Below are 23,533 nucleotides of genomic sequence, written 5' to 3' on the forward strand. Positions count from 1 at the left end.
TTAGCGAGATGGCGGGGTGATAACTGTCAGGCCAGCGACCCTTGGTTTGCGGGAGTTGTCTTTAGTGCGGTGCGATTAAAAACTCCGGATCAATAGGCATCGGCTGAAAGCATGGATACGCATTTTGATGCGGATTGGGTTCGAGAGTTGTAATGAAACTGCATTAAATTGCAATTTTTTGGCGGTCACAATGCAATTTATGCACTATATTGCGTTTGTGGCGCTTATATATTATCTGAAGGTGCATTAAATTGCGTATTGACGATGCGTACAGGCTTACTCTGCAGATATTCAATGCCGATCGTTGGCAGGACGCAATGACGCTTGAGTTTTCAGAGCCGGATAAAGGTTTCGCAAGCCCCTGCCGTTTCGGCTACGAGTCTGATTACCTGGTTGATCATTTGGACCATATTGACACTGTGTTTGCCAAGGCCGTGAGTGTAAGGGTGCCCTTGAACTGGGCGCAGGAGGCTCCCCGGAACGCCCCGGCCTTTCTTCATGACATCGCACCTGCGGGTGCAGCGAAGCGGTTCCTGGCTAGCCGCTTTGAGATGCTGAGCACTGATAACGTCAGTTCGGATTTGTTTTTGTTAGCGCGAAGCACTCCTGCCCCTATCGGACACATGCGAATCAAGGAGTCACTTCAGGCCCTCAACGACCGTCCACCTATGGGCTTTGAACGACAGGAGGTGATTGATCGCGATAACCGATTTCTGGAGTACGCCTACGAGCAGGGGGCTGCTATTGGGGGAGCGACCGGCGCAGGTGGAGAGGCCCCAAAGCTGTTGTTGACGCAAAGCCACGAAGGCTTGCTTTATCCAGATGCGGTGTTGGGTGATGATCAAGCCAGCCAGCACTGGTTTATAAAGTTTGCTCGTAATCAAGGCCTGCAGATTGATCAAGACATTCTGAGAAGCGAATTTCACTACTACAAAGCGCTGCAGTCATTAGGGATCGAGACCGTTGCAGTCGAGGGCTTGGCGTTGGAGATGGCGACAAAGCCAAGTCTTTGGATGCACCGTTTTGATCGTCATGTCAGTGATCAAGGAGTGGAGCGCTTTGCGGTGGAGTCCATTTATTCTCTGGCAGGTGTAACAAAACCGGGCAGCGCGATGAGCCATCTGGATGTGTTGTTGCAACTGGCAGGTTTGTGGCAGCAGGCAGGTCAAGGTGAACAATTGACCGACTTGGTCGCGGATTATCTTCGTCGCGACTTGCTCAATAAAGTGTTGGGGAATTCCGACAACCATGGGCGGAACACATCGATTATTCGTGGCCCCGATAGCTTGCGTCTGGCCCCCATCTACGACCTCGCACCGATGGTCATGGACCCTGAAGGTGTTACTCGCACGACTAAGTGGCCGCGGCCCCTGGAAGTCGCGGGTGATATTGATTGGCGCGGTGTATGTAATGCGCTCGCACCGGTTATTAACCCCACGGATGCCTTTGAGCGCTTACGCACAGATGCTCAGCGTCTCAGGGCGCTGCCGGATATATTAGTCGACAGTGGTTTACCGAAGGTCACCTTGAATCATCCGAGTATTGCCTTACGAAACCTTGATCAGCGTCTGAGAAGTTGGGGCCTCCAATGAGCCTCTCGATGAGTCAGCGCGCGCAAGTGATTGAAAGCATCGAGCAGGGCTTGTCAGACGGTTCTCTCGAAATAGGCGACGCTGTGCGCCGTCTACGCACCGAAGTCACTGGCCTGCACCAAGCCCAGTTCGCCAAGATGTGCAAAATCTCTGTGCGCACGTTGGTGCATATTGAACATGGCGAAGGGAATCAGACGCTTAAGTCACTGAATGCCGTGTTCAGGCCGTTTGGACTGAAGATGGGCGTGGTCAAGGTCCGCCGCTGAGGATCCATGCAGGCGCCGGGCTTGCCCGCGATGGCCGTAGGTATTTACTCAACTCTGGGTACGGCGCTGGACCTGTGGCGAGGGAGCTTGCTCACAGCTATCTACCTGTTGCACCGCGATCCAAATGTGGGAGCTGGCTTGCCGGCGATGCAGATAAATTCGCTATCGCGGGCAAGCCCGGCTCCCCCATTGATCAGGGCTGGCTTGCCGGCTCAGCCCCGGCACTGCGCCAGTGATTTCACCTGACCGTCACCTCGTTGGTTGCCCTCTGACAACCATTCCTCAAACCCGGCGCCTACCTTCGGCCATTCCGAGTCGATGATCGAGTACCACGCGGTGTCGCGGTTCTTGCCCTTGACCACGGTGTGTTGGCGGAACACGCCTTCAAAACTGAAACCCAATCGCTCGGCCGCGTATTTGGAGCGGTCGTTGGCGTTGTTGCACTTCCATTCCAGGCGGCGGTAGCCCTGTTCGAACGCGTGCTTGGCGAGCAGGTAGACGGCCTCGGTGCTTTTCGGTGAGCGCTGCATGGGGGCGCCGAAGGTGACGTGGCCGATTTCGATTCGGCCGTGATCCGGGACGATCGACATCAGGCTGAGGATGCCCTGTACCTGGCCGGTCGCGCGGTCGATCACGCTGAAAAAGTAGGGATCGCTGTGGGCTGCGTGGTTGTTCAGCCAATCGTTGAAGACGCTGCGCTCAGGGAAGGGACCATAAGGCAGGTAGTCCCACAGCTTCGGATCGGCACCGGGGCCTTGCAGGGCTTTGAACAGGTCGTCGCCATGGCGGGCCGGGTCGAGTTTTTCCAGGCGGATAAAACGCCCTTCGAGCAGTTGCACCGTGGGGGCCGGGACGCCTTTCCAGTCGGCGAGAGAAGTAGTCATGCTGCGCTCCTTAAAGACCTTTGCGAAATTGGATGAAACCGGGGCGTTCGGCGATGCGTTCGTAGAGTTGGATCGCCGTGGCATTGGTTTCGTGGGTCAGCCAGTGGACCTTGCAGCAGCCGTCGGCCTTGGCGGTAGCGTAGACAAATTCGATCAGCTTGCGGCCGACGCCGGTGCCGCGTTGGGTCGGAACCACCAGTAGGTCCTGCAAGTAGCAGGAGTTCTCGATGCTCCAGTTGGAGCGGTGATAAATGAAGTTGACCATGCCCACAGCCTTGCCATCCTGCCAGGCCAGGGCCGAGTGGGTTGGCTCTTTGGCGTCGATCAGGCTTTGCCAGGTGTTCTGGCTGACGGCGTCCGGCAGCTCGGTGTTGTAGAACGTCAAATACGCTTGCCACAGCGGGAGCCAGGCGGCGTGGTCGGCGGCAGTGACCGGGCGGATGTCGATCTGGCTCATTCTGAAGCTCCTTGGGGAATAAAGCGGGCGAGGGTCTGGTCGCGGACGTCGACGCTGGCGGCGAGGCCATCGCGAACGCCGGCGATGTCCGCCGCGCTACGGTTCTGGCTGAGTTTGCGTTTGCCGACCAGGCGCTCGATCGGCAAGGCAAAGCCGACGATGGCCTTGAGCATGCCGTCAATGTAGTCGGCCGGGGCATCACTGACCTTCCATGGTTGGGCGCGGCCGCCTTCGTGACGATCGGTCAGCGCGGTGACCACGCCAAGCAAGCGTTCGGCGTCGCTGAACACGTCAGCCTTGCCGTAGGCATGCACGGCGATGTAATTCCAGGTGGGTACCACTTTGCCGTGCTCGGCCTTGGCCGGGTAAAAGGCCGGGCTGATGTAGGCCTCGGCGCCAGCGAAGATCACCAGGGCTTCGCTGCCATTTTGCAGGTCGCGCCACTGCGGGTTGGCCTTGGCGAGGTGCCCATAGAGCGTGCCGTTCGGGCCTTCATCGGGATTGAGCAGCAACGGCAGATGGCTGGCTTGCAGGCCTTGCTCGCCAACGGTCACCAACTGCGCCAGGCGCGTGTGCTGGATCAGTTGCTGCAGTTCGGGCAAATCTTCTAGGGCAAAGGCGCGGGGTGTGTACATGGAAATATTCCTTGGCGAATGCCTGCATCCTAGGCAGGCTAATGGTTCGTTGAAAGAGCCATCTGGCCCCCATTTCATAGGTCCAATATGTCGCCCACTTCGCCGCCACTGTCATTCAACCCTGCTGGCATTGAGCTTGATCGCCGTCAGGGCCTGACTCGTCAACTGTACGATGCCTTGCGCCAGCGGGTGCTGGACGGGCGGCTGGTCAGTGGCACACGGTTGCCGGCCACCCGTGACTTGGCGGCGGCGTTGTCGATCTCCCGCAACAGTGTGGTGCGTGCCTACGATCAGCTGTATGCGGAGGGGTTTATCGAAAGCCGGGTGGGTGATGGCACTTACGTCGCCCAATTGCCCACCGCAAAAAAACTATCCACAAAAGTATCCACAGGGTTTTCAACAGGCTTATCCCCAGCCTTATCCACAAAATTGGTAAATTTACCGGAGGACCTCGACAACGAAGTTATCCACAGCGCGGGCTTGGCGAGGGTAAAAAACAATCATCTGGCCCTGCCTCCTTCGGGGCCGCCTCGGGCATTTCGCGTGGGCGTACCGGCTTTCGACCTGTTCCCGTTTGAGGTGTGGGCCAAGCTGAACGGGGCGTTCTGGCGCAAGCCGGACCTGGAGCTGCTGTGCTATGGCGACCCGGCGGGTGACGGCCGCCTGCGCGGTTTGATTGCCGCCTACCTGCGCAGCTCGCGGGGCATGCAATGCGCGGCTGAGCAAATAGTGATCACCAGTGGCGCGCAACAGGCCATTAGCCTTTGTGCACAGTTGCTGGTGGAGCCGGGCGATGGGGTCGCGGTGGAAAACCCTGGCTATCGCGCGGCGGGTCATGCGTTTGCCTTGGCGGGTGGACGGTTGCACGGTGTCCCGGTGGACGGCGAGGGTATCGATTGCCAAGCATTGAACCGCCTCGACGATTGCCGTGTCGCCTATGTGACACCGTCCCATCAGTACCCCTTGGGCGTGGTGATGAGCCTGGCGCGGCGCCTGGAATTGCTTGCCTGGGCGGAGCGCAAGGGCGGATGGATCATTGAAGATGATTACGACGGCGAGTACCGCTACAGCGGCGCGCCGTTGTCGCCGCTCGCGGCGTTGGATCGCAACGGGCGTGTGTTGTACGTCGGCACCTTCGGCAAGGTGGCCTTTCCCGCGTTGCGCCTGGGTTACCTGGTGCTGCCGCCGGGCTTGGTGGATGCCTTCGCCCGGCGTCGGGCCGTCGACATGCGTCATTCCGAAGTCAGCACCCAGGCGGTGATGGCCGAGTTCATGGCCGCCGGGCATTTCCAGCGGCATATCCGGCGCATGCGGCGCGCGGCCTTGAGTCGACGCAATGCCTTGCTGGCCGGATGGCCCGGTGGGATTGAAGGGGTTGGCGAGCTACCGAGCGTCGCAGCAGGTCTGCACATGACCGTACGTGTCGATAGCCTGGCGCGCGAGCAGCAATTGCTCGCGCAGGCCCATGCCGTGGGTATCGAAATCAACGGCCTGAGCAGCTACTGGCTGGCGCAATCGACCCCGCCGGCGGATCAGCGTGCCGGCCTGGTCATGGGCTTCGCCGCCGTGCCAGAAGCCGACATCGCCCAGGCGCTGGCGCGGTTGCGACAGGCCTGGGGCGCCAGCGTTAACTAACTACCGTTTGAGTGCCGGGCAGGCTCATTACCTTTGATCTTTTGCAGAGGTGATGCACCGTGCCTGTCGATACCGTTTCATCCCATGACCCGTTGCTGCTGAGCGTCAGTCAACAGATCGCTTTGCGGCCCACGCTGCAATCGCTCGGCGTGACCCAAGCCCAACTCGATCAACAGCCCGAGCACGTCATCGATTACTACTGCGATGCCTTGGTTGATTTCTTCTGCGAGCCGGATGCCGATGAGATCAGCCCGTGGTTGCGCATTACACAGTATCTGACGCAGGCCGTGGCCGATGAGAAGGACGCCGATGGCCTGATTGACGCGGTACTGACCCAGCCCGATGGTGCAGAGCGCGGCACCCCGCTGGCATATGTGATTTGGCATCACGGTAGTCTGGCCCTGGCGTTGACCCGTGGCGCCGGCCGGGTGTGGGTTTACTCCTTGCCCCGGGGCCTCGAAATGCTTGAAACCTTGCCTTTGGCGAATGCCGAGCGGCTCGAACATGACGCCTTCGAAGGCTGGGTATTGAGCGCATTGGACGTCGCCGTGCAGCGTATCCACCTGATCGACCTGCAAAGCGTTGCGACGATTGAGCCACTCGATCGGCAGTTAGCCTGGGCTACGCGGCTCGGTGATTTATTCCGGCAGGACACCGAGCAAGACGCGCTGCGCGACGAGTTGGCGCACCAATTGCCCGCCTGGTTACGCAATGCGCCACCGTCTGGGCGGTTGGCCTATAGCAAATGGGTGTTGGCGATGGCCAGGGCTTGCAGGAAATATCGGGGGCAACGTCTGGTCGATCAAGTGCCAGGCGATGTGCCCAGCCCGCTATTTGCACGGTTGTTGGCGCTGCAATTGCGGCGTGTTGCGCTTGAGTACGGCCTGCAAGGCCGCGAGGGTATGACTGAACGCGGCTATCGCAGGGTTCGCGCAGCCGTGCGCACCTATGCCAGCCAACGCCTGGAGCAGGGAGAGCCGATGCTGTTCAGGCCGTTGTCGGATGGGCAGGGCTTTGTGATCGGGCCTACGGAGGGCGGCCCCTGGGTGCTGCTGCGGCCTTGGACCATGCCCCTGTTGCAGCAAGTGGATACACCGGTGGCCGCGGGTTCACCGTTGGCTGATCCCTTTGCCCGGCTGTACCAGGATTTTGTGGTGCAGCGCGCGGACGCCGCGTTGTTCGAGGAACCTTTGCACACCTTGGCTCGGCTCAAGCAAGTGGGCGGCAATTTATTGCAGGCGGCGGAGCCGGACAATCCCGAATCGTGGCGCAGGGACGTCAACCTACTGCGCAACCTGGCGTTGCTGCTGATTTACCCCGGTGCCCGTCATAGCAGCCCATCGCTCGCCGCACACCCTCGAATCAAGCGCCTGGATACTGCCTGGGCAGGTGCGCGCCAGCAACTTTCGCGGCTACAGCTCCAGCGCCTGCGGGCACTGCGTCGGCCAGTATCTTCTGCCCAGGTCGAAGCAGGACTGCATCGTGTGGACGGCGGGCTGATCTACAACAAGGACGAAAACCACTTCAACGTCCTGTCGAATATCCGCCTCGGTCCGTTGCTCAACGTCGACGTGGTGGAATATCAGGTGGTGGATGACCCGCAACGGCCGGTCAACCGAGGGCCGTACCTCACCCGTGATGCGCACGGTCAATGGGAGATCGAGCGCCGCCCCAGGCTGCGGCGCGATCTTGAGGGCCTGAGCGTCACGGCGCGCAAAGCAATGAACACCGGTACTGCGCTTGCCGCGACACAGCCGGCGATCCTGGCACACGCGAACCGGGACGCCCAAGCCACGGGCATGCTGCCTGTGCTCGTCGAAGAGAGCCTGGAGCGAAGTGCGCAGCAATTCGAGGAGGCAGCGGCGACGCTTGAGCGCTACACCCAAACTCGTCATACCGAAGCGTCCATTGCATTGGTGCGCCAATTGCGCGAAGAGGCGAGCCAACTGCGCGTCAGGGGCCAGGCATTGCGCATCGAGATGATCCGTCTCACGTGCACACCGAACATGGGCGATTTGACCTACCTGCTGGGGCAGAACCTCATCCGTATCCGCCGCCTCAATGGTCGTGTGGAAGAGACCATTGACGGAGCGCGTGACTACCTCCAGGAGTTTGAGGTGCTGGACCTGAGCAACGGCGAAACACCGCTGTGGTATGCCCACTTTCACCACCCGGCCTTGGACACCGGCGACGACTACCCCAGCGCCGCGCATCTGAAAACCGTGGCCCAGCGCCGACTGGGCCGTGAGTATGAACGCCAGGCAGGCATCAAGGTACATCGCGGCCCGATCAGCAATGCTGCGGCGCGCCAGCCCTTTCTGAGCGCGCCCCGGTGATGGGCCGGTTCAGGTCCCCGACTTGATCTTGGTCCACGCCCGCGTCCTGGCACGTTCTGCATCGCGGCCCAGCGGCTTCAGGGTGTACAGCGTGGCCATCGCCGCGTCGGTCGGGTACAGGTTGGGGTTGTTACGAATCGCTGGGTCGACTTGCAGGGTGGCATCCTTGTTCGGGTTGGGGTAGCCGACAAAGTCGCTTATCGGTGCAATCACCTGCGGTTGCAGCAGGTAGTTGATGAAGGTGTAGGCGTCCTGCGGGTTCTGTGCGCCCTTGGGGATGGCGAGCATGTCAAACCAGATTGGCGCGCCTTCTTTGGGCAGGCGCATGTCCACCGTCACACCGTTCTTGGCTTCCTTGGCACGGTTGGCCGCCTGGGAAAAGCTGCCCGAGTAACCGACGGCCACGCAGATGTCGCCATTGGCGATATCGGCCATGTACTTGGACGAGTGGAAGTAGGTGATGTACGGGCGGATTTTCATCAATAGCGCTTCGGCCTTGACGTAATCCTTGGGGTTGCTGCTGTTGGGGTCCAGGCCCAGGTGCTGCAACGCCAGGGGCAGGATTTCCGACGGCGAATCGAGCAACGCCACGCCGCACTGCTTGAGCTTGCTGATGTTCTCTTCCTTGAAGATCAGGTCCCAGCTGTCTACCGGTGCGTTGGGCCCCAGCACTGCCTTGACCTTGTCCGGGTTGAAGCCGATCAAGATGGTGCCGTACATGTAGGGCACCGCGAATTTATTGCCGGGGTCGTTGGCTTCGATCAGCTTCATCAGCTTGGGGTCGAGGTGGTTCCAGTTGGGCAACTGGCTGCGGTCCAGGGGCTGGAATACCCCGGCTTCGATCTGCTTGGCCAGGAACACGTTGGACGGCACCACCACGTCATAGCCAGAGTTGCCGGTGAGCAGCTTGGCTTCCAGGGCTTCGTTGGTGTCGAAGATGTCGTAGACCAACTTGATGCTCGGGTTCTGCGCCTTGAAATCTTCCAGCGCCTTGGGGGTGATGTAGTCGAACCAGTTGTAGACCTTGAGGGTTTTTTCGTCGGCCTGTACCGCGCTGCTCAACACAGCGGCGCACAAGGCGAGGGAGGTGAGCATCTTCATCGGGTGGCTCCTTCTAATTCGAAACCTTCGAGAACGTTGACGGCGTTGATGCCGATTTCTTCCACTGCGTAGCCGCCTTCCATCACGAACAGGGTCGGCTTGCCGAGGCGCGCGATACGTCGGCCCATGGCCAGGTAATCCGGGCTGTCGAGCTTGAATTGGGAGATCGGGTCGTCCTTGAAGGTGTCCACGCCAAGGGAGATCACAATGACGTCGGCGCCGTAACGTTCGGTTTGCGCGCACGCCGCTTCGAGTGCTGCGCTCCATTGCGCCCAGCCCGAGCCGGCTGGCAGTGGGTAGTTGAAGTTGAAACCTTCGCCGGCGCCTTCGCCCAGCTCATCGGCGTAACCGAGGAAGAACGGAAACTCGGCCTCCGGGTGGCCATGAATCGAGGTGAACAGCACATCGCTGCGGTCATAGAAGATCGATTGCGTGCCGTTGCCGTGGTGGTAGTCCACGTCGATGATCGCGACCTTTTCATGGCCTTGGTCGAGAAAGGCCTGGGCGGCGATGGCGGCGTTGTTGAGGTAGCAATAACCGCCCATCAAGTCGCCGGCAGCGTGATGCCCCGGTGGGCGGCACAGGGCAAATGCGCTGTGGGCGCCTTGCTGGATCGCCTGTTGCGCGGTGAGCGCCACTTGCGCCGCACTGTATGCCGCCTGCCAGGTGCCAGCGGTGATCGGCGCGCCGCCGTCGAAACTGTAGTAGCCCAATTGCCCATGCAAGCTGGTCGGCAACACCCGGCGCAGGGTGCGGGCCGGCCACGTGTAGGGCAACAGGTCGCCGTCCTGGCCGAATTCGGTCCAGCGGTCCCAGGCGCCTTTGAAAAAGTCGAGGTAGTCGCGGCTGTGAATGCGTTGCAGCGGCGCCAGGCCGAAATCCTGTGGCGCCTCTACCGGGCCCAGCTCACGGTCCCTGACCCGTTGCAACACATGGTCGGCACGGGACGGCATTTCGAAGCAGGGCATCAGTTGCCCGTCCATCAATTCGCAGCGTCCGTGGTGCAGGTGGTGATCGTCCGAGTAGATCGTCAGCATGTGTGGTTCCCCGCAGGCTCTTTGTTGTGCCTTGCAGTGTTGCGGGGTGCGCCCTTCAAGAGAACGGCGGGAGCGGCCAAAAGGGGATAGATATGGCCAAAGGCTGTGACCGCAATTCGCCCCCTCAAGGCGCGCGAAGGCATCAGCGTGGTGCAGCCCTGTTCCAACGGCGCTTTATCACCAAGGTACTCAGGCGCGAAACCGCTTCGGCGCCACCCCGCTCCAGCGCACGAACGCGTGGCGAAAACTCGCGGTTTCGCTGAATCCCAGCCGTTCGGCGATGCGATAAATCGGCAACTGGTCTTCCGCCAGCCACTGCTTGGCCTGCTCGAAGCGTAGCTCGTCGAGCATTTGCTGGTAGCTGCAACCCAGTGCCTGCAGGTGCCGACGTAGGGTGCGGGGCGAGCAGTTCATCTGTGCGGCCAGGCCGTCGAGGCCTGGCGCGGCGTGCAGTTGTTCGGCCAACAACTGGCGTACGCGGCTTAGCCAGGCTTGGCGCCCGGTGAACTCGGAGTTCTGTTTGCGGCAGCGTTCGGCCATGGCGCGGTGGGTGATGGGGTCGGCCAGGAGGAGCGGCTGCTGCAGCCACTCCAGGTCGAAGGCAAACCCGTTGAAGACGGCCTCGAATTGCACCGGGCAGTCAAAACGCTCGGCATAGCGGGCGTGATAATCCGGCGCCGCGTAGTCAAAGCGTGCCTCACGCAAAGGCAGGGCGCGGCCGAGCAGGTCATCGCAGATGACTTTCATCGATACCAGGCAAAACTCCACATTGAACGCCGCCAGCGCCGGGTTTTCCCGATAGTCGCCGGCAGTCAGCCAGACCTGCTGGCCGTCCTCCACCAGCTTGAGCTCAAAAAGTGTTCCCAACAGCGCCGGGTAGCGCAACGCCAGGCGCAAAGCGTCACCTAAGGTGGCACTGGTGAGCAGGGCATAGCCGAGCAATCCGTAGCAAGACACGTGCATGCGCTGGCCCAGGTCCAGGCCGATATCCTCGCGCAAGGCCACGGCGTTGGCGCATACGCGCATTTCCTGGCAGGTGGTGATGCGCGTGTCGGCGTGGCGTAGATCGGCCAGGCCAATGCCGCTGCCGGCCAATAAGACATCGTTCGCCAGGCCCTGGTCCTGGAAGGTCGCCAGTACCAGTGACACGGCATTGAGGGTGGTCAGGTGTGAATGCAGCATAAGCACGTCGCCAGAGTGTGGGACTGGACGAGCAAGTTGCATGCCGTTCACAGGGTACCGACTGCTGCAAAATCAACCGGCGAAGGTGACGACCGTCGCCAGGTCCGGGTCGATCTCCAGTGTGGGGGTATTGGTCCTGAGCGCCTTGCGCAGCGTGCTGGCCGCGACTTCCTGCAGGGTGGGCCCGGTGGTGAGCTGAGTGAGCAGTTCAGACGCGCTGGTGGGACGAGAATCAGTGGGCACGTTGTTTGACATTGGCAATTCCTTGGCAAGTGTCTGGCCTTTGAAGGGCAGGCATCGAAAGCGTCAAGGTAGTCAGCGTGGTGTTGGCGGGGACGGTAGATAGATAGCGGGCCGGCGGTCCGCTCAACCGCCGGCAGGTGCTCAGGTGAAAAACAGTAGCCGAGCCGACTCCTGGCTGACCTCGCTGCGGTAGTAGGCGATTTTCTGCGTGTCGCTCAAGCCTTTGGGCGTATCAGCTGCGGCGCCCAGGGCATGCTCCGCCACGGTTTTGAGGCGACCATACTGGTAGGCCCGGGGATGGGTCCAAGTGGCGCTGTAGTGAAAGTGGGCGTACCAGAGCACCTCATGCGTCTCGCTCTGGCTGATGGTGTATTCATCGAGGTACGCCGGCATGGCGCTTTTGAGGCGGCGCCGTGAGACGGTTTTCTTAATCTTGACCGCGTTGTGTTTTTTCAGCCAATCGAGCGCCTGTACGGTGGGTGGGCGTTGTTTGAGCATGAGCAACACTTGGTTGTTGCTACGCTGGTAAAGGTCTGTCACGGCGTCACCGAGGGCTTTATTGACCTTGCTGGCCGAAAAAGGATGGCTTTCGGTTTCGTTGCTCTGAGTGAGGCCCTCCTCGATCTTTGCGCCAATCACTTCCAGCTGGGCAATGTGCTGGTGAAACAAGTATTCGATGCCGATCGGGGTTCGCTCCACCTGGCTGGCCAGTTTGGTCATGCGTTCGAGAAAGGTGGGCAACCCATCGAGCAGCACCTGGCCCTGATTGACGCTGGCCTGCATATCCACTGGCGTCGGTGTGGGCGTGGACGTCGGCGTTCGCAGCCTTTCCACCCAGCTTCCCGGTGATTTTTCGTGATAAGTGGCGACGATCTTGTGGGTCAAGGGCGAGCGGATATCCACCAGCCCGGTGTCGTCGCCTGTGGCAGATAGGCGCGGCTCGCCAATGAGCATGCCGTTGTAGCGGGTCCTGATGAATTTTTTTTGCGGCTTGGGCGGCGTGGGTGGCGGAGAGGGACGCGAGCGCGCCCTATCCCGCTCCGCGCTGAGCAACCCAAGGTTGCTCAAGGCCCGTGTGCCGAACTCGGCAAGGTGGCGGCGCAAGGCCTGGATTTGGTCGGTGATGACATGCTCGGAGAAGTCATCGGGGAAGTCCTGCAGGCGCTCATCGAGAATCTGGAACTGTTCGATCAGGCTACTCAGGGTATCGATGCGTTCGTCGAGGCGCAGTCCACCGCTTTCATTCAGGGTATCGCGCAGGCATTGGATGGACACGTCGGCGGTGTCGACCAGTTGATCGATGCCGGCCCAGGCTGCGGGTTCCGTGGTCTGGGTGGTTTCCGTCAGGCAGAGGTTGCGCGCCAGGGTTACTTGCAGGGCCTTGAGATCGTCGCGTTGATAGGCTGGCAGCGAGCCTTTGGTCGTGCTGATCAGGCGTGTGCCGTCCTTGGACAATTTGTGCAGCTCACCGAAGCGAGTGTGCATATATTCCAGGCGTTGGATCATGTCGCGGTTTAACGCGCTCATCTGCCGGGCGTCTTCGATGTTGCGCTCATGGGCAGAGGCGGCCTGTTGTTCGATTTGCACCAGCACCGTGCGCAGTTTCGGCGTGAACCGGGTCAAGGCTTCACGGATCCCCGCACTGGTCAGTTCGACTTGAGCCTTGAGGTAACTGAGGGCCTTTTGCGGGTAGTCCGGCAGTGGCGCATGCACGTTCAATTCCTTGAGCTGTTGCAACGCGGTCTCGTATTGGTCGCGATGTGCCTCCAACGCCTGCAGGTAGGCCGTCCGGTTAGCATCCAGCGAGCTGGAAGGGCCGGTATCCATGGCCTCTCGGGCAAGGCGCAGGCTGGTCTGGCCGGTTTTTTTGGCTTCTTCGAATTCGCTCAACTGCTTGCGCAATTGTTCCGCGCGTTTCTTGGCCAGGCCTTCGGCCCTGCGGATCAGGTGTTTCGGCCCGCCACCGCGCAGACGCAGGCGGGTATCGACAAACCACTCGCCGCGACGGTTGCTGATCAGCAGGGGGCCAATACGATCAGGCTGAGTAGGGTCGACAATCATCACAGTGCCGTCTTCATCTACCCGCACCTTGAACCAGCGTGGCCCGACCGGTGCGTAGTAGTGCTCGCCCTGCGGGTAAAGATGCAGGTGCAGGCCCTCGGTGCTGATGGCGTCGCCCAGGTCGGCGGGCTTGGCCACTTTGAACCGGTCGAGCACCGTGCCCAGGCGGGGTGCTGTGCGATTGATCGCGCCACTGGCGTACAAAGGGCTGGCGGCGCTTGCCGGCAATTCGTCGGTGGTGAGGTCGGTGAGTTTCTCGACCGTCAGGGCGACAGGCGCGGAGGGCTTAACGGAGGGAAGCTGGGGCTTGAGACGGGCGCCTTGTAGAGCCTGGCGCTGCGCCGCGCTGCGGGTCACTGCGTGAAGTGCGACCGCCATACCCAGGTTGAGCAGCAGGTCGGCGATTGCGGTGCCGGGAGACTGTTGCTCGGGATGCTCGACTGATTCGACCACCTGCTGCAATTGATCCATGACTTGCCATATCCAGGCGGCAGTGGAGAGGCCACGACCGAGAAAGGGCAGCGCTGCGTTGAGGATGAGCCAGCCAGCGTGCTTTAACGTGGCCCAGCGGGCTTCGGCATTCGAGACCGATTGTTGATCCGCCAACGTCACCAGCGCCGTAGCGTTGGCCTTGAACAGCGTGGCAAAAATGTCGTCATTCACCACCTGCTCGCCCAACGCGATAGGGCCGCTCATGACCCACAGTTTGTCCGGGTCGACCAGGAACTCGGCAACCGTCCAGGGTGAGGGCAGTGCGCCGGGGAACACGTACTGGTTGTAGTCGTTGCGCACGGTGTCGGGAAGCCAGGCCAGCACCGAGTCGCGCAGGCTGGCGGATTGTGCGATGGCGTAGAGCAGGTTGGTGGGCGTGGGGTATTGGGTCAATGGCTGGTCGAGCAGCGGGCGATAGAGCAGGCACGGTCCGGCGTGCCGATCCTGGGGGCCGATGACGAACATATTGTCTACCGGGTCCTGGGTCGCCTCGGTGCGGCGCTTGGGAACGAATGCCAGTTGGCGCAGGACAATCGGTTGGCGTTCCACTTGGCGCTTGCTGCTGTCGGTTTCCATCAGCGCCGATAGGTAGCGATAACCGCGCTCGTCAATCCCGGCCTCGCGGCGGATCTTGCATTGCAGGGCCAGCAACGGCAACTGAACCCGAAGGTGGGCAGTGTAGAGCTGCTGGCGGCGAGTCGACTCCTCAGCGTCGTCCAGCAAGGTGCGCTTGATCAGTGCCGGGTAGGTGCTGCCGATATTGACGCGCGTGATCAGGCTTTCGAGGTAGGTGACAGTCAACCAGGCGGGCAGCGCGCGGCCGTTCTTTTCGCGCAGGGTCTTGGTGCCCAGAGGCAGCGCGATCAGGTTCTGCAGGGCCAGGTCAGCGAGGTCGAAGACGCTGGTTTCGACTTGGCCCGGGACGGTGAAGGTACCCCAGACCACCAGGCTCTGGACCACGATCTCCAGCTTGTCCAGCATCAGGTTGGCGGCGTCGGGATGGGCCTTGAGCATTTCAGCTTTCAAGGCGTCGAGGGCGTACTGGCGAATGGGCGCGATACCGTCTTGGTACAACTTACCGGCATTCTGGTTGTGCAGGGCCGCCAGGTCCTTCAAGTGGCGTGAGTAAGCATTCAGGTCCGAGGTGGAGGCCTGGCTTAGCCAATCAGGGAGTTGCTGCTCGAACCATTCGAGGTTGGCGTCTGTCTCCTGGCCGTCGCTGGGTGGGGCGGCCAGGGCGGCATGGTCATTGCTGACGGTCACGCCGTTGGAAAAGTCGATACTGCCGATGGCCTTGATCTGCAGGGCAATCAGGGCACAGGCCAACTGGTCGAAGAAATTGCCCTCAGGCTCCAGCAACCGCCATTGGATTTTCTTGCCGTGCATCGGGCTGCCCAGCTTCGCTGGCAAGGCCTGGCCCAACTGCTCGAGGGAGGCGTATTTATCGTACATCGGTGGCAGCGAATGGGTCAGGATGACATCGCGTCCGGCCTCCTTGCCAATCAATACGGCGACCAGGTCCCCGTCGTAATGGCTGAGGCTGCCGTCGTCCTGCACCCAGTCGATGTCGACCACGCAGGCGCGCAGGCCGGGGCGACTGGCCGGGTCCGGGGCGTGGAACAGCTGGCGCGCCAGGCGGCAATCCTCTGCGCTCCAGCCGGGCACCTGCTGCACATTCCAGAATTCGCGCAACACGCTCGACAGCTTGTGCCAGTGGGGACCGTTACCTGCGGCACTGGACTGGTTCCAGAACACCAGCTGTTGTGCCTGGTAACCCCGCAGCATCACCGGCGCCAGGAGATTGAGCATGTAGGCGATGTCGCCGATACGCACGGGCAAGTGGGCGGGGGGCACGGTGAGCGGCTGTTGGGTCAGGAAATGCTCGCCTTCAATAAACAGGCAGGGTTCTTTCGTGATGGCCTGCCGGGCCAGGATGCCGGTCAGGGAGTGGTAGCGGGGCTCGGCGGCGAGCACCTGGTCCTCGACAACCTGCCAGACCGGGTAGACCACCATAGCGGTGTCGGGGTCGATATCCAGGTTGGGGTAGCGTTCGCGCAGCTGCTGGCGCAACAACACGGTGGCGACTTCGCGAAAGTCAGGGCCGATGGCCAGTTGCGTGAGCAGGGCGACAGTAGGGTTGGGGCTGTAGCCGTTTTGCGGTGTTGGGATTGTAGGGGGGGTGGTCATACAGAGTCCTGGCGAGCATTAGGATGGAGACGCCCCGAGGCAAAGCCTCGGGGGTGTCCATGCTAGAAAGCGCTCAGCCAGGCAGGCGGTGCTTATGTCTCGGCGTTCAATCCAGCTCGCCGCACAAGTTGGCCTTGAGCAATGGCCCGATACGCTCGAAGGGCAGACCAGCACCGATCAAGGCCTGGAGTTTGCCGAACGCGGTTTCCCGGGTCATCCCGCCGCCCGACACCACACCTGCTTCGCGCAGGCGGCTGCCGGCTTCATAGACATCCAGCTCCACCCCGCCCTCATGGCATTGAGTGATGGCGACGACCACAATGCCGTGATCCCGTGCTTTGCGCAGGCTGGCGAGGAATTCGGGGTTGTCGCTGGGGCCGGTGCCGCTGCCGTAGCATTCCAGCACCAGCGCCTGAATGCCGCTGCCGATCAGGCTGTCCAACTGTGCCGCGCCGATACCCGGTACCAAGGGCAATACGCCGACTGTCGCCAGGGCCTTGGGTTGGCGGTAATCCAGCGCGGCCGGCAGGGATTCGGCACGCGCCACATCGCCCTGACGCTGCAAGGCGGCGAACGGATTGCGGCCGAAGCTGCGGATCTTCGCGCAGCGGGTCGGCGCCATCAGCACGCCGTGGAAGAACAGGTGCACGCCTGGCGCCAAGCCTTCCCCCAAGGCTGCCAGCGCGCCACTGACGTTTTCCCAGGCATCGCTATCGGGTACGCCGGCAGGCAGCATGGAGCCGGTGAACACCACCGGCGCCGGCAGGCCCAGCAATTGAAAGCTCATGGCGGCGGCGCTGTACGCCAGGGTGTCGGTACCGTGCAGAACGAGTACGGCGTCGCAGCCCTCATCAATGGCCTCGACCACGGCAGTGCGCAGCTGCTGCCAGTAGGCGGGAGTCATGTTGGCGCTGTCGATCAGCGGCGACATTTCGCGAAAGCGCCAGGCGGGCACAGGCTGGCTGGCCAGTTGCTCGCGCATGCGCGCTTCGAAACCGGATGCGGGTGCCAGGCCATTGGCGCTGGCCTGCATGCCGATGGTGCCGCCGGTGTAGAGCACCATCACGTTGTTAGCTGGTTGCATAAAATCTCCTGAACGAAAAACGCCGCCGGGCCCAGAGCATGCCCAAGGCCGGGCGGCGTGTCATCTCTCTAGGCTGACTGCGCTTAGCGTTGCGCTTGGGCGTTCAGTTCTGCCGATGCTTGAGCCGTTGGCTCAGGCTTCACCGGGTTCGCCGGCCAGGCCTTGCGATCCAGGTCCAGGTCAGGGAACTGGCTGGAGTCGAACACCGGGGTCTTGATACCCGCTGCGCGCTGGTTGTCGTAGTCGTTCAGGATGCGCATGGCGATCTTGAACAGGAACGCCAGGGCGAACAGGTTGACGAACGCCAGCATGGTCATGGTGATGTCGGCGAAGGCGAACACGGTGCTCAGGTTCTCGATGGAACCCCAGAAAATCAGCACCAGCACCAGTGCGCGGTAGCCCATCAGCACTTTGCGGTTGTTGCCCACCAGGAAGCGCAGGTTGCTCTCGCCCAGGTAGTAGTTGTACATGATCGAGGTGAACACGAACAACGCCAGGGCCACCGAGATGAACATGCGGCCCCAGTCGCCGACCACCGCCGCCAGGGAGTTCTGGGTCAGGGCAATGCCGTCGCCTTCGAAGCCTGGGGTGTAGAAGCCGGATAGCAGGATCAGCAACGCGGTGCAGGTGCAGATCACAAAGGTGTCGAGGAACACGCTGAACGCCTGCACCACGCCCTGGGCGATCGGGTGTTCTACCGAAGCCACCGCCGCCACGTTAGGCGCACTGCCCAAACCCGCTTCGTTGGCGAACACGCCGCGCTTCACACCCATGATGATTGCGCTGCCTACCAGGCCGCCGAAGGCTTGGTCGAGGCCAAAAGCGCTCTTGACGATGGTCGCGAGCATGGCCGGTACGTGGTCGAATTGCAGCACGATCACGTACAGGGTTACGGCGATGTAGACCAGGGTCTTGACCGGCACCAGCAAGTCGGCGATCGAGGCGATGCGCTTGATCCCGCCGATGAATACCAGGCCCAGCAGTACCGCCAGGGCCAGGCCGGTGTAGGTGGTGTCCAGGCCGAAGGCGTTGTTCAGCGAGTGCGTCACAGCGTGGGCTTGCAGGCCGTTGAAGGCGAAGCCGAAGGTCACCAGCAGCAGGAACGCCATGACCATACCCAGCCAGCGCTTCTGCAGGCCGTGCTGGATGTAGTAGGCCGGGCCGCCACGGTAAGTGCCTTCCGCGTCGGTGCGCTTGTACAGCTGGCCGAGGGAGCATTCGATAAAGCTTGAGGACATGCCCACCAGCGCAGTGACCCACATCCAGAACACGGCACCGGGGCCGCCCAGGGTCACGGCGATACCGACACCGGCGATGTTGCCGGCACCGACGCGGCCGGCCAGGCTGAGCATCAGCGCCTGGAACGAACTGAGTTGGCCGGAACTGCTCTTCAGGCTGTCTTTGAACACCGAGAACATGTGGAAAAAGTGGCGCAACTGAACGAAACGCGAGCGAATCGTGAAATAACCGCCGAGCCCGACAATGAGCACGATCAGTACTTTCCCTGAGAGGAAGTCGTTGATGACTTCGAGCATGGAGTGTTCCTCGCTGATTTTTCTAATGGCAAACGCAGGACGGTCCGACACGTCGTATGGCACCAGGCAGTGCACGACGCTTCGACCCCAATCCTTTTGCGGGTGTTGTTATTCATGCGGTTTCGCGCTGTCCAGGATCTCGTTACCGACGATCTCTGACGCGAAGAGGGGCGGCACTATACCTAGGAGCGCGTGATCCGTCTGCACAGGCCGATTAAAGGTTTCAGCACGCTGGCGTCGGGCAAGGAGGGTTTGCGGGGCGATATTGGATTTTTTATGGGCGTCATTTCACAACCTTGAGGCAAAAAAAAGGGCCTGAAGAACGAGCCTTCAGGCCCTCAAAAGGTGAGAGGTGTCTAGTCCCTCAGCCTGGTGAGCGGTGCAACAAACGCTTAGGCCTTCAACGGGACCAAGCGTGGGGCAATCATGTTCTCGGGGCGCAGGATGTCGTCGAGCATGGCGTCGTCGAGCAAGCCTTCTTCGCGCACCAGTTCCAGCACGCCGCGGCCGCTTTCGAGGGCGATACGCGCGATGCGGGTGGCGTTTTCATAGCCGATGTAGGGGTTCAGCGCGGTGACCAGGCCGATGGAGTGTTCCACCAGTTCGCGGCAGCGCGCTTCGTTGGCGGTGATGCCGACGATGCAGTGCTCGCGCAGCATGTCCATGGCGCGTTGCAGCAAGCGGATCGAGTCGAAGATCTTGAAAGCGATCAGTGGCTCCATCACGTTCAACTGCAGTTGGCCGCCTTCGGCTGCCATGGTCAGGGCCAGGTCGTTACCGATGACCTGGAACGCCACTTGGTTCACGGCTTCCGGGATCACCGGGTTGACCTTGCCGGGCATGATCGAGCTGCCTGGCTGGCGGGCCGGCAGGTTGATCTCGTTGATGCCGGTACGCGGGCCGCTGGACAGCAGGCGCAGGTCGTTGCAGATCTTCGACAGCTTCACGGCGGTGCGCTTGAGCATGCCGGAGAACAGGACGAAGGCGCCCATGTCGGAAGTGGCTTCGATCAGGTCGGCCGCAGGGACGAGTGGCTGGCCGCTGATCAGGGCCAAGCGCTGTACGGCGAGGGCCTGGTAACGCGGATCGGCGTTGATGCCGGTACCGATGGCGGTGCCGCCCAGGTTCACTTCGGTCAGCAGCTCTGGCGCCAGGGTTTTCAGGCGGGCCAGGTCTTCACCGAGGGTGGTGGCGAAGGCGCGGAATTCCTGGCCGAGGGTCATCGGCACAGCGTCTTGCAGTTGGGTGCGGCCCATTTTCAGCACGTGGCCGAACTCGACGCCCTTGGCGGCGAACGCCTGGATCAGGCTGTCGAGGCTGGCCAGCAGCGCGTCATGGCCCAGCAGCAGACCCAGGCGGATCGCGGTTGGGTAGGCGTCGTTGGTCGACTGCGCCATGTTCACGTCGTTGTTGGGGTGCAGGTACTGGTATTCGCCCTTGTTGTGGCCCATGGCCTCCAACGCGATGTTGGCGATGACTTCGTTGGCATTCATATTGGTTGAAGTGCCAGCGCCGCCTTGAATCATGTCCACCACGAACTCTTCGTGGAAATCGCCGCGGATCAGACGGGCACAGGCTTCGCTGATGGCAGCGTGCTTGGCTTCGCTGAGCTGGCCCAGCTCGCGGTTGGCGTCAGCCGCCGCTTGCTTGACCATTGCCAGGCCGACCACCAATTTCGGGTAATGCGAAATCGGTACGCCCGAGAGGCGGAAGTTATTCACCGCTCGCAGGGTCTGGATGCCGTAATACGCTTGGGCGGGTACTTCGAGTACGCCAAGCAGGTCTTTTTCTGTGCGGAAAGATGCAGCGGAGGACATGACGGAAATCATCTCGATATGGACCCGGAACTGGCCGGAACGCTGCGAATGCTAGGCTTGTAGAACTTTTTGGGCCAATGCTGTTAAACACTGGCCTATGCACAAACGGCATAATGTCGGTGTGACCCGGTTATCATGGCGGGCGTGTGTGCCAAAATGGTGCGTACCCACGGGAGGCAGCAATGAACCTTGAAAGCAAATGGCTGGAAGACTTCAGCGCCCTGGCGGCAACCCGCAGCTTTTCCCAGGCGGCAGAGCGGCGCTTTGTCACCCAGCCGGCGTTCAGCCGCCGTATCCGCAGCCTGGAAGCCGCGTTGGGCCTGACCCTGGTCAACCGTTCGCGCACACCGGTTGAGCTGACGGCAGCGGGACAGTTGTTCCTGGTGACTGCGCGTACGGTGGTCGAACAGCTCGGTGAAGTGCTGCGCCATTTGCATCATCTGGAAGGCGGGCAGGGCGAGGTCATGCAAGTGGCGGCGGCCCACTCCCTGGCCCTGGGCTTCTTCCCGCGTTGGATCGCGCAATTGCGCAACGAAGGCTTGAACATTGCCACGCGGCTGGTAGCGACCAACGTCGGCGACGCGGTGCACGCGCTGCGCGAAGGGGGGTGCGACCTCATGCTGGCGTTCTACGACCCGGATGCCGCGATGCAGATGGACGCGGAAATCTTCCCATCGCTGCACCTGGGCAACACCGAAATGCTCCCAGTGTGCGCGGCTGATGCTGACGGCAAGCCGCTGTTCGACCTGGAAGGCGAAGGCAGCGTGCCGTTGCTGGCCTACAGCGCCGGTGCGTTTCTGGGGCGTTCGGTGCATTTGCTGCTGCGCCAGCGTGCGTTGCGCTTCACCACCGTGTACGAAACCGCCATGGCCGACAGCCTCAAGAGTATGGCCTTGGAAGGCCTGGGCATTGCTTGGGTGCCGCAACTGAGCGTGCGGGCGGAATTGGCCCGCGGCGAGTTGGTGGTGTGCGGCGGGCCGCAGTGGCATGTGCCGCTGGAGATTCGCCTGTATCGCTGTGCGTTGGTGCGCAAGGCGAATGTGCGGTTGTTGTGGCGCAAGTTGGAAGGTGGGGCCGCTGCCGAACGCGCCTGACTGTAGGAGCCGGCAAGCCGGCTCCTACAAAGAATGGGGGGGGGCTTTCACTGACCTGAAAGTCAATAAAACCGCCGCTTTGCGCCACTGGACAGATGGTCATTCAAGGGGCTGTTTATCTGCATTATTACGGTATACTGCGCGGCCTTCGGCCGGTCCAACCGGCCTTAATTCGTACACCAAGCCACGCCGGATTTCCCGCGTGGCTTGTTGTTTTTTGACGCGCCTGCGGGCGCCCAGAGAGAAGAGGCACGACGATGAGTGCATTGGTTGGCGTGATCATGGGCTCCAAGTCCGATTGGTCCACCCTTAGCCACACCGCCGATATGCTGGAAAAACTCGGCATTCCCTACGAAGTGAAAGTGGTCTCCGCCCACCGCACTCCGGATTTGCTGTTCCAGTATGCCGATGAAGCAGAATCCCGTGGCATCGAGGTGATCATCGCCGGTGCCGGCGGTGCAGCGCACCTGCCAGGCATGTGCGCGGCCAAGACCCACCTGCCCGTGCTCGGTGTGCCGGTGCAGTCGGCGATGCTCTCGGGCGTGGACTCGCTGTTGTCCATCGTGCAGATGCCGGCCGGTATCCCGGTGGCCACCCTGGCGATCGGCAAAGCGGGCGCGATCAACGCCGCGTTGCTGTCCGCCAGCATCCTGGGCGCCAAGCACCCGCAGTTCCATGCGGTGCTGAAAAAATTCCGTGCTGAGCAGACAGACAGCGTGCTGGACAATCCAGACCCACGCATCGCCTGAGGGTGTTGACGATGAAAATCGGTGTAATCGGTGGCGGCCAACTGGGCCGCATGCTGGCCCTGGCGGGAACCCCGCTGGGGATGAACTTCGCTTTCCTGGACCCGGCGCCGGACGCCTGTGCGGCTGCCCTGGGTGAACACCTGCGCGCTGACTACAGCGACCCGGACCACCTGCGCCAACTGGCCGACGAAGTCGATCTGGTGACCTTCGAGTTCGAAAGTGTCCCGGCTGAAACCGTCGCCTTCCTGTCGCAGTTCGTGCCGGTATACCCGAGCGCCGAAGCCCTGCGCATCGCCCGCGACCGCTGGTTCGAGAAGAGCATGTTCAAGGACCTGGGCATCCCGACCCCGGCCTTCGCCGATATCCAGTCCCAGGCAGACCTGGACGCTGCAGTCGCCAGCATCGGCCTGCCAGCCGTGCTGAAAACCCGCACCCTGGGTTACGACGGCAAGGGCCAGAAAGTCCTGCGCACGGCTGCCGACGTGGTCGGCACCTTCGCCGAACTGGGCAGCGTAGCCTGCCTGCTCGAAGGCTTCGTACCGTTCACCGGCGAAGTCTCGCTGATCGCCGTGCGTGCCCGCGATGGCGAAACCCGCTTCTACCCGTTGGTGCACAACACCCACGACAGCGGGATCCTCAAGCTGTCCGTGGCCAGCACCGATCACCCGCTGCAAGCCCTGGCCGAAGACTATTCCAGCCGTGTGCTCAAGCAACTGGATTACGTCGGCGTGATGGCGTTCGAGTTCTTTGAAGTCGACGGTGGCCTCAAGGCCAATGAAATCGCCCCACGTGTGCACAACTCCGGGCACTGGACCACCGAAGGCGCCGAGTGCAGCCAGTTCGAGAACCACCTGCGGGCGGTCGCGGGCTTGCCGCTGGGTTCCACCGCCAAGGTCGGTGAGAGCGCCATGCTCAATTTCATCGGTGTGGTTCCGCCGGTGGAAAAAGTCATCGCCATCGACGACTGCCATCTGCATCACTACGGTAAGGCCTTCAAGGCCGGGCGCAAGGTCGGCCACGCCAACCTGCGTTGCAATGACCGTGCGACCCTCGAGGCGCAGATCCTCAAGGTCGAGGCGCTGATCGCCGAGCAATAACCCAAGGATCGGCGGGAACCATTGGTTGCCGCCGTCTCTCTGATTGCAG

The 23,533-nt window shown here is 61.6% G+C and carries 18 protein-coding genes; 7 read left to right on the forward strand and 11 right to left on the reverse strand.

Annotated features, from left to right (window positions below):
• Positions 1–317: 317 nt before the first annotated feature.
• Positions 318–1,592, forward strand: a complete 1,275-nt coding sequence (locus CWC48_RS10930; RefSeq protein WP_099493337.1) for a type II toxin-antitoxin system HipA family toxin — start codon at positions 318–320, stop codon at positions 1,590–1,592.
• Positions 1,593–1,600: 8 nt separating this feature from the next.
• Positions 1,601–1,858 (forward strand): helix-turn-helix domain-containing protein, encoded by a 258-nt coding sequence (locus tag CWC48_RS10935; RefSeq protein WP_371857045.1) that lies wholly within the window; start codon positions 1,601–1,603, stop codon positions 1,856–1,858.
• 212 nt (positions 1,859–2,070) lie between these two features.
• Here the strand turns inward: CWC48_RS10935 and CWC48_RS10940 are convergent, their stop codons facing one another.
• From CWC48_RS10940 to CWC48_RS10950, 3 genes are read right to left on the reverse strand one after another with little or no spacing between them, the layout of a single operon-like run.
• Positions 2,071–2,742, reverse strand: a complete 672-nt coding sequence (locus tag CWC48_RS10940) for a GNAT family N-acetyltransferase (protein ID WP_078050790.1) — start codon at positions 2,740–2,742, stop codon at positions 2,071–2,073.
• A gap of 10 nt (positions 2,743–2,752) precedes the next feature.
• A complete protein-coding gene (locus CWC48_RS10945) occupies positions 2,753–3,199 on the reverse strand; it encodes a GNAT family N-acetyltransferase (RefSeq protein ID WP_100491861.1) in 447 nt (148 codons plus the stop codon).
• Positions 3,196–3,834: an FMN-binding negative transcriptional regulator gene (locus tag CWC48_RS10950; RefSeq protein ID WP_100491862.1), complete on the reverse strand. Its 639-nt coding sequence runs from the start codon at positions 3,832–3,834 to the stop codon at positions 3,196–3,198. Before CWC48_RS10950 ends, CWC48_RS10945 begins: the two co-directional genes overlap by 4 nt.
• Positions 3,835–3,921: 87 nt before the next feature.
• Here CWC48_RS10950 and CWC48_RS10955 point away from each other — a divergent pair, with 87 nt between their 5' ends.
• Positions 3,922–5,469, forward strand: a complete 1,548-nt coding sequence (locus CWC48_RS10955; RefSeq protein ID WP_100491863.1) for a PLP-dependent aminotransferase family protein — start codon at positions 3,922–3,924, stop codon at positions 5,467–5,469.
• A 59-nt stretch (positions 5,470–5,528) separates the two neighbouring features.
• A complete protein-coding gene (locus CWC48_RS10960; RefSeq protein ID WP_157806811.1) occupies positions 5,529–7,805 on the forward strand; it encodes a hypothetical protein in 2,277 nt (758 codons plus the stop codon).
• 9 nt (positions 7,806–7,814) lie between these two features.
• Here the strand turns inward: CWC48_RS10960 and CWC48_RS10965 are convergent, their stop codons facing one another.
• From CWC48_RS10965 to aspA, 8 genes are all read right to left on the reverse strand, one after another.
• The gene (locus CWC48_RS10965; RefSeq protein WP_099493251.1) at positions 7,815–8,906 is read right to left on the reverse strand and encodes a polyamine ABC transporter substrate-binding protein; all 1,092 of its coding nucleotides are present in this window, start codon (positions 8,904–8,906) and stop codon (positions 7,815–7,817) included.
• Positions 8,903–9,943, reverse strand: coding sequence for a histone deacetylase family protein (locus CWC48_RS10970; protein ID WP_099493250.1), 1,041 nt, complete (start codon positions 9,941–9,943; stop codon positions 8,903–8,905). The genes CWC48_RS10965 and CWC48_RS10970 overlap by 4 nt, the downstream gene beginning before the upstream one ends.
• 189 nt (positions 9,944–10,132) lie before the next feature.
• Positions 10,133–11,125, reverse strand: coding sequence for an AraC family transcriptional regulator (locus tag CWC48_RS10975; protein ID WP_078050783.1), 993 nt, complete (start codon positions 11,123–11,125; stop codon positions 10,133–10,135).
• 72 nt (positions 11,126–11,197) lie between these two features.
• A complete protein-coding gene (locus CWC48_RS10980) occupies positions 11,198–11,368 on the reverse strand; it encodes a hypothetical protein (protein ID WP_157806812.1) in 171 nt (56 codons plus the stop codon).
• Positions 11,369–11,509: 141 nt separating this feature from the next.
• Positions 11,510–16,108 (reverse strand): dermonecrotic toxin domain-containing protein, encoded by a 4,599-nt coding sequence (locus CWC48_RS10985; protein WP_100491866.1) that lies wholly within the window; start codon positions 16,106–16,108, stop codon positions 11,510–11,512.
• 106 nt (positions 16,109–16,214) lie between these two features.
• Positions 16,215–17,192 (reverse strand): asparaginase, encoded by a 978-nt coding sequence (locus CWC48_RS10990; RefSeq protein WP_100491867.1) that lies wholly within the window; start codon positions 17,190–17,192, stop codon positions 16,215–16,217.
• Positions 17,193–17,275: 83 nt separating this feature from the next.
• Positions 17,276–18,727, reverse strand: coding sequence for a sodium:alanine symporter family protein (locus CWC48_RS10995; RefSeq protein WP_078050779.1), 1,452 nt, complete (start codon positions 18,725–18,727; stop codon positions 17,276–17,278).
• Between the two features lie 392 nt (positions 18,728–19,119).
• On the reverse strand, positions 19,120–20,544 hold the full coding sequence (gene aspA, locus CWC48_RS11000; protein ID WP_017135792.1) for an aspartate ammonia-lyase: 1,425 nt from the start codon (positions 20,542–20,544) through the stop codon (positions 19,120–19,122).
• A gap of 182 nt (positions 20,545–20,726) precedes the next feature.
• Between aspA and CWC48_RS11005 the strand changes: the two genes are divergently transcribed.
• The 3 genes from CWC48_RS11005 (at position 20,727) to CWC48_RS11015 (ending at position 23,484) form a co-directional block, all read left to right on the forward strand.
• The gene (locus CWC48_RS11005; protein ID WP_078050778.1) at positions 20,727–21,638 is read left to right on the forward strand and encodes a LysR substrate-binding domain-containing protein; all 912 of its coding nucleotides are present in this window, start codon (positions 20,727–20,729) and stop codon (positions 21,636–21,638) included.
• A gap of 257 nt (positions 21,639–21,895) precedes the next feature.
• Positions 21,896–22,387 carry a 5-(carboxyamino)imidazole ribonucleotide mutase gene (gene purE, locus CWC48_RS11010; RefSeq protein ID WP_003176980.1) on the forward strand — a complete coding sequence of 164 codons (492 nt, stop codon included), beginning with the start codon at positions 21,896–21,898 and terminating at the stop codon, positions 22,385–22,387.
• 11 nt (positions 22,388–22,398) lie between these two features.
• Positions 22,399–23,484 carry a 5-(carboxyamino)imidazole ribonucleotide synthase gene (locus CWC48_RS11015; RefSeq protein WP_078050777.1) on the forward strand — a complete coding sequence of 362 codons (1,086 nt, stop codon included), beginning with the start codon at positions 22,399–22,401 and terminating at the stop codon, positions 23,482–23,484.
• The last annotated feature ends 49 nt before the right edge of the window (positions 23,485–23,533 follow it).

The sequence above is a fragment of the Pseudomonas sp. S10E 269 genome, assembly GCF_002798465.1.
GTDB classification, from domain to species: domain Bacteria; phylum Pseudomonadota; class Gammaproteobacteria; order Pseudomonadales; family Pseudomonadaceae; genus Aquipseudomonas; species Aquipseudomonas pergaminensis.

What these genes read in the sequence shown, in the direction of transcription:
- CWC48_RS10990 (WP_100491867.1), bottom strand. Translation starts at nt 17,192, where the DNA reads ATGCAACCAGCTAACAACGTGATGGTGCTCTACACCGGCGGCACCATC.
- CWC48_RS10970 (WP_099493250.1), bottom strand. Translation starts at nt 9,943, where the DNA reads ATGCTGACGATCTACTCGGACGATCACCACCTGCACCACGGACGCTGC.
- CWC48_RS11005 (WP_078050778.1), top strand. Translation starts at nt 20,727, where the DNA reads ATGAACCTTGAAAGCAAATGGCTGGAAGACTTCAGCGCCCTGGCGGCA.
- CWC48_RS11015 (WP_078050777.1), top strand. Translation starts at nt 22,399, where the DNA reads ATGAAAATCGGTGTAATCGGTGGCGGCCAACTGGGCCGCATGCTGGCC.
- purE (WP_003176980.1), top strand. Translation starts at nt 21,896, where the DNA reads ATGAGTGCATTGGTTGGCGTGATCATGGGCTCCAAGTCCGATTGGTCC.
- CWC48_RS10950 (WP_100491862.1), bottom strand. Translation starts at nt 3,834, where the DNA reads ATGTACACACCCCGCGCCTTTGCCCTAGAAGATTTGCCCGAACTGCAG.
- CWC48_RS10985 (WP_100491866.1), bottom strand. Translation starts at nt 16,108, where the DNA reads ATGACCACCCCCCCTACAATCCCAACACCGCAAAACGGCTACAGCCCC.
- aspA (WP_017135792.1), bottom strand. Translation starts at nt 20,544, where the DNA reads ATGTCCTCCGCTGCATCTTTCCGCACAGAAAAAGACCTGCTTGGCGTA.
- CWC48_RS10940 (WP_078050790.1), bottom strand. Translation starts at nt 2,742, where the DNA reads ATGACTACTTCTCTCGCCGACTGGAAAGGCGTCCCGGCCCCCACGGTG.
- CWC48_RS10935 (WP_371857045.1), top strand. Translation starts at nt 1,601, where the DNA reads ATGAGTCAGCGCGCGCAAGTGATTGAAAGCATCGAGCAGGGCTTGTCA.
- CWC48_RS10955 (WP_100491863.1), top strand. Translation starts at nt 3,922, where the DNA reads ATGTCGCCCACTTCGCCGCCACTGTCATTCAACCCTGCTGGCATTGAG.
- CWC48_RS10975 (WP_078050783.1), bottom strand. Translation starts at nt 11,125, where the DNA reads ATGCTGCATTCACACCTGACCACCCTCAATGCCGTGTCACTGGTACTG.
- CWC48_RS10995 (WP_078050779.1), bottom strand. Translation starts at nt 18,727, where the DNA reads ATGCTCGAAGTCATCAACGACTTCCTCTCAGGGAAAGTACTGATCGTG.
- CWC48_RS10965 (WP_099493251.1), bottom strand. Translation starts at nt 8,906, where the DNA reads ATGAAGATGCTCACCTCCCTCGCCTTGTGCGCCGCTGTGTTGAGCAGC.
- CWC48_RS10945 (WP_100491861.1), bottom strand. Translation starts at nt 3,199, where the DNA reads ATGAGCCAGATCGACATCCGCCCGGTCACTGCCGCCGACCACGCCGCC.
- CWC48_RS10930 (WP_099493337.1), top strand. Translation starts at nt 318, where the DNA reads ATGACGCTTGAGTTTTCAGAGCCGGATAAAGGTTTCGCAAGCCCCTGC.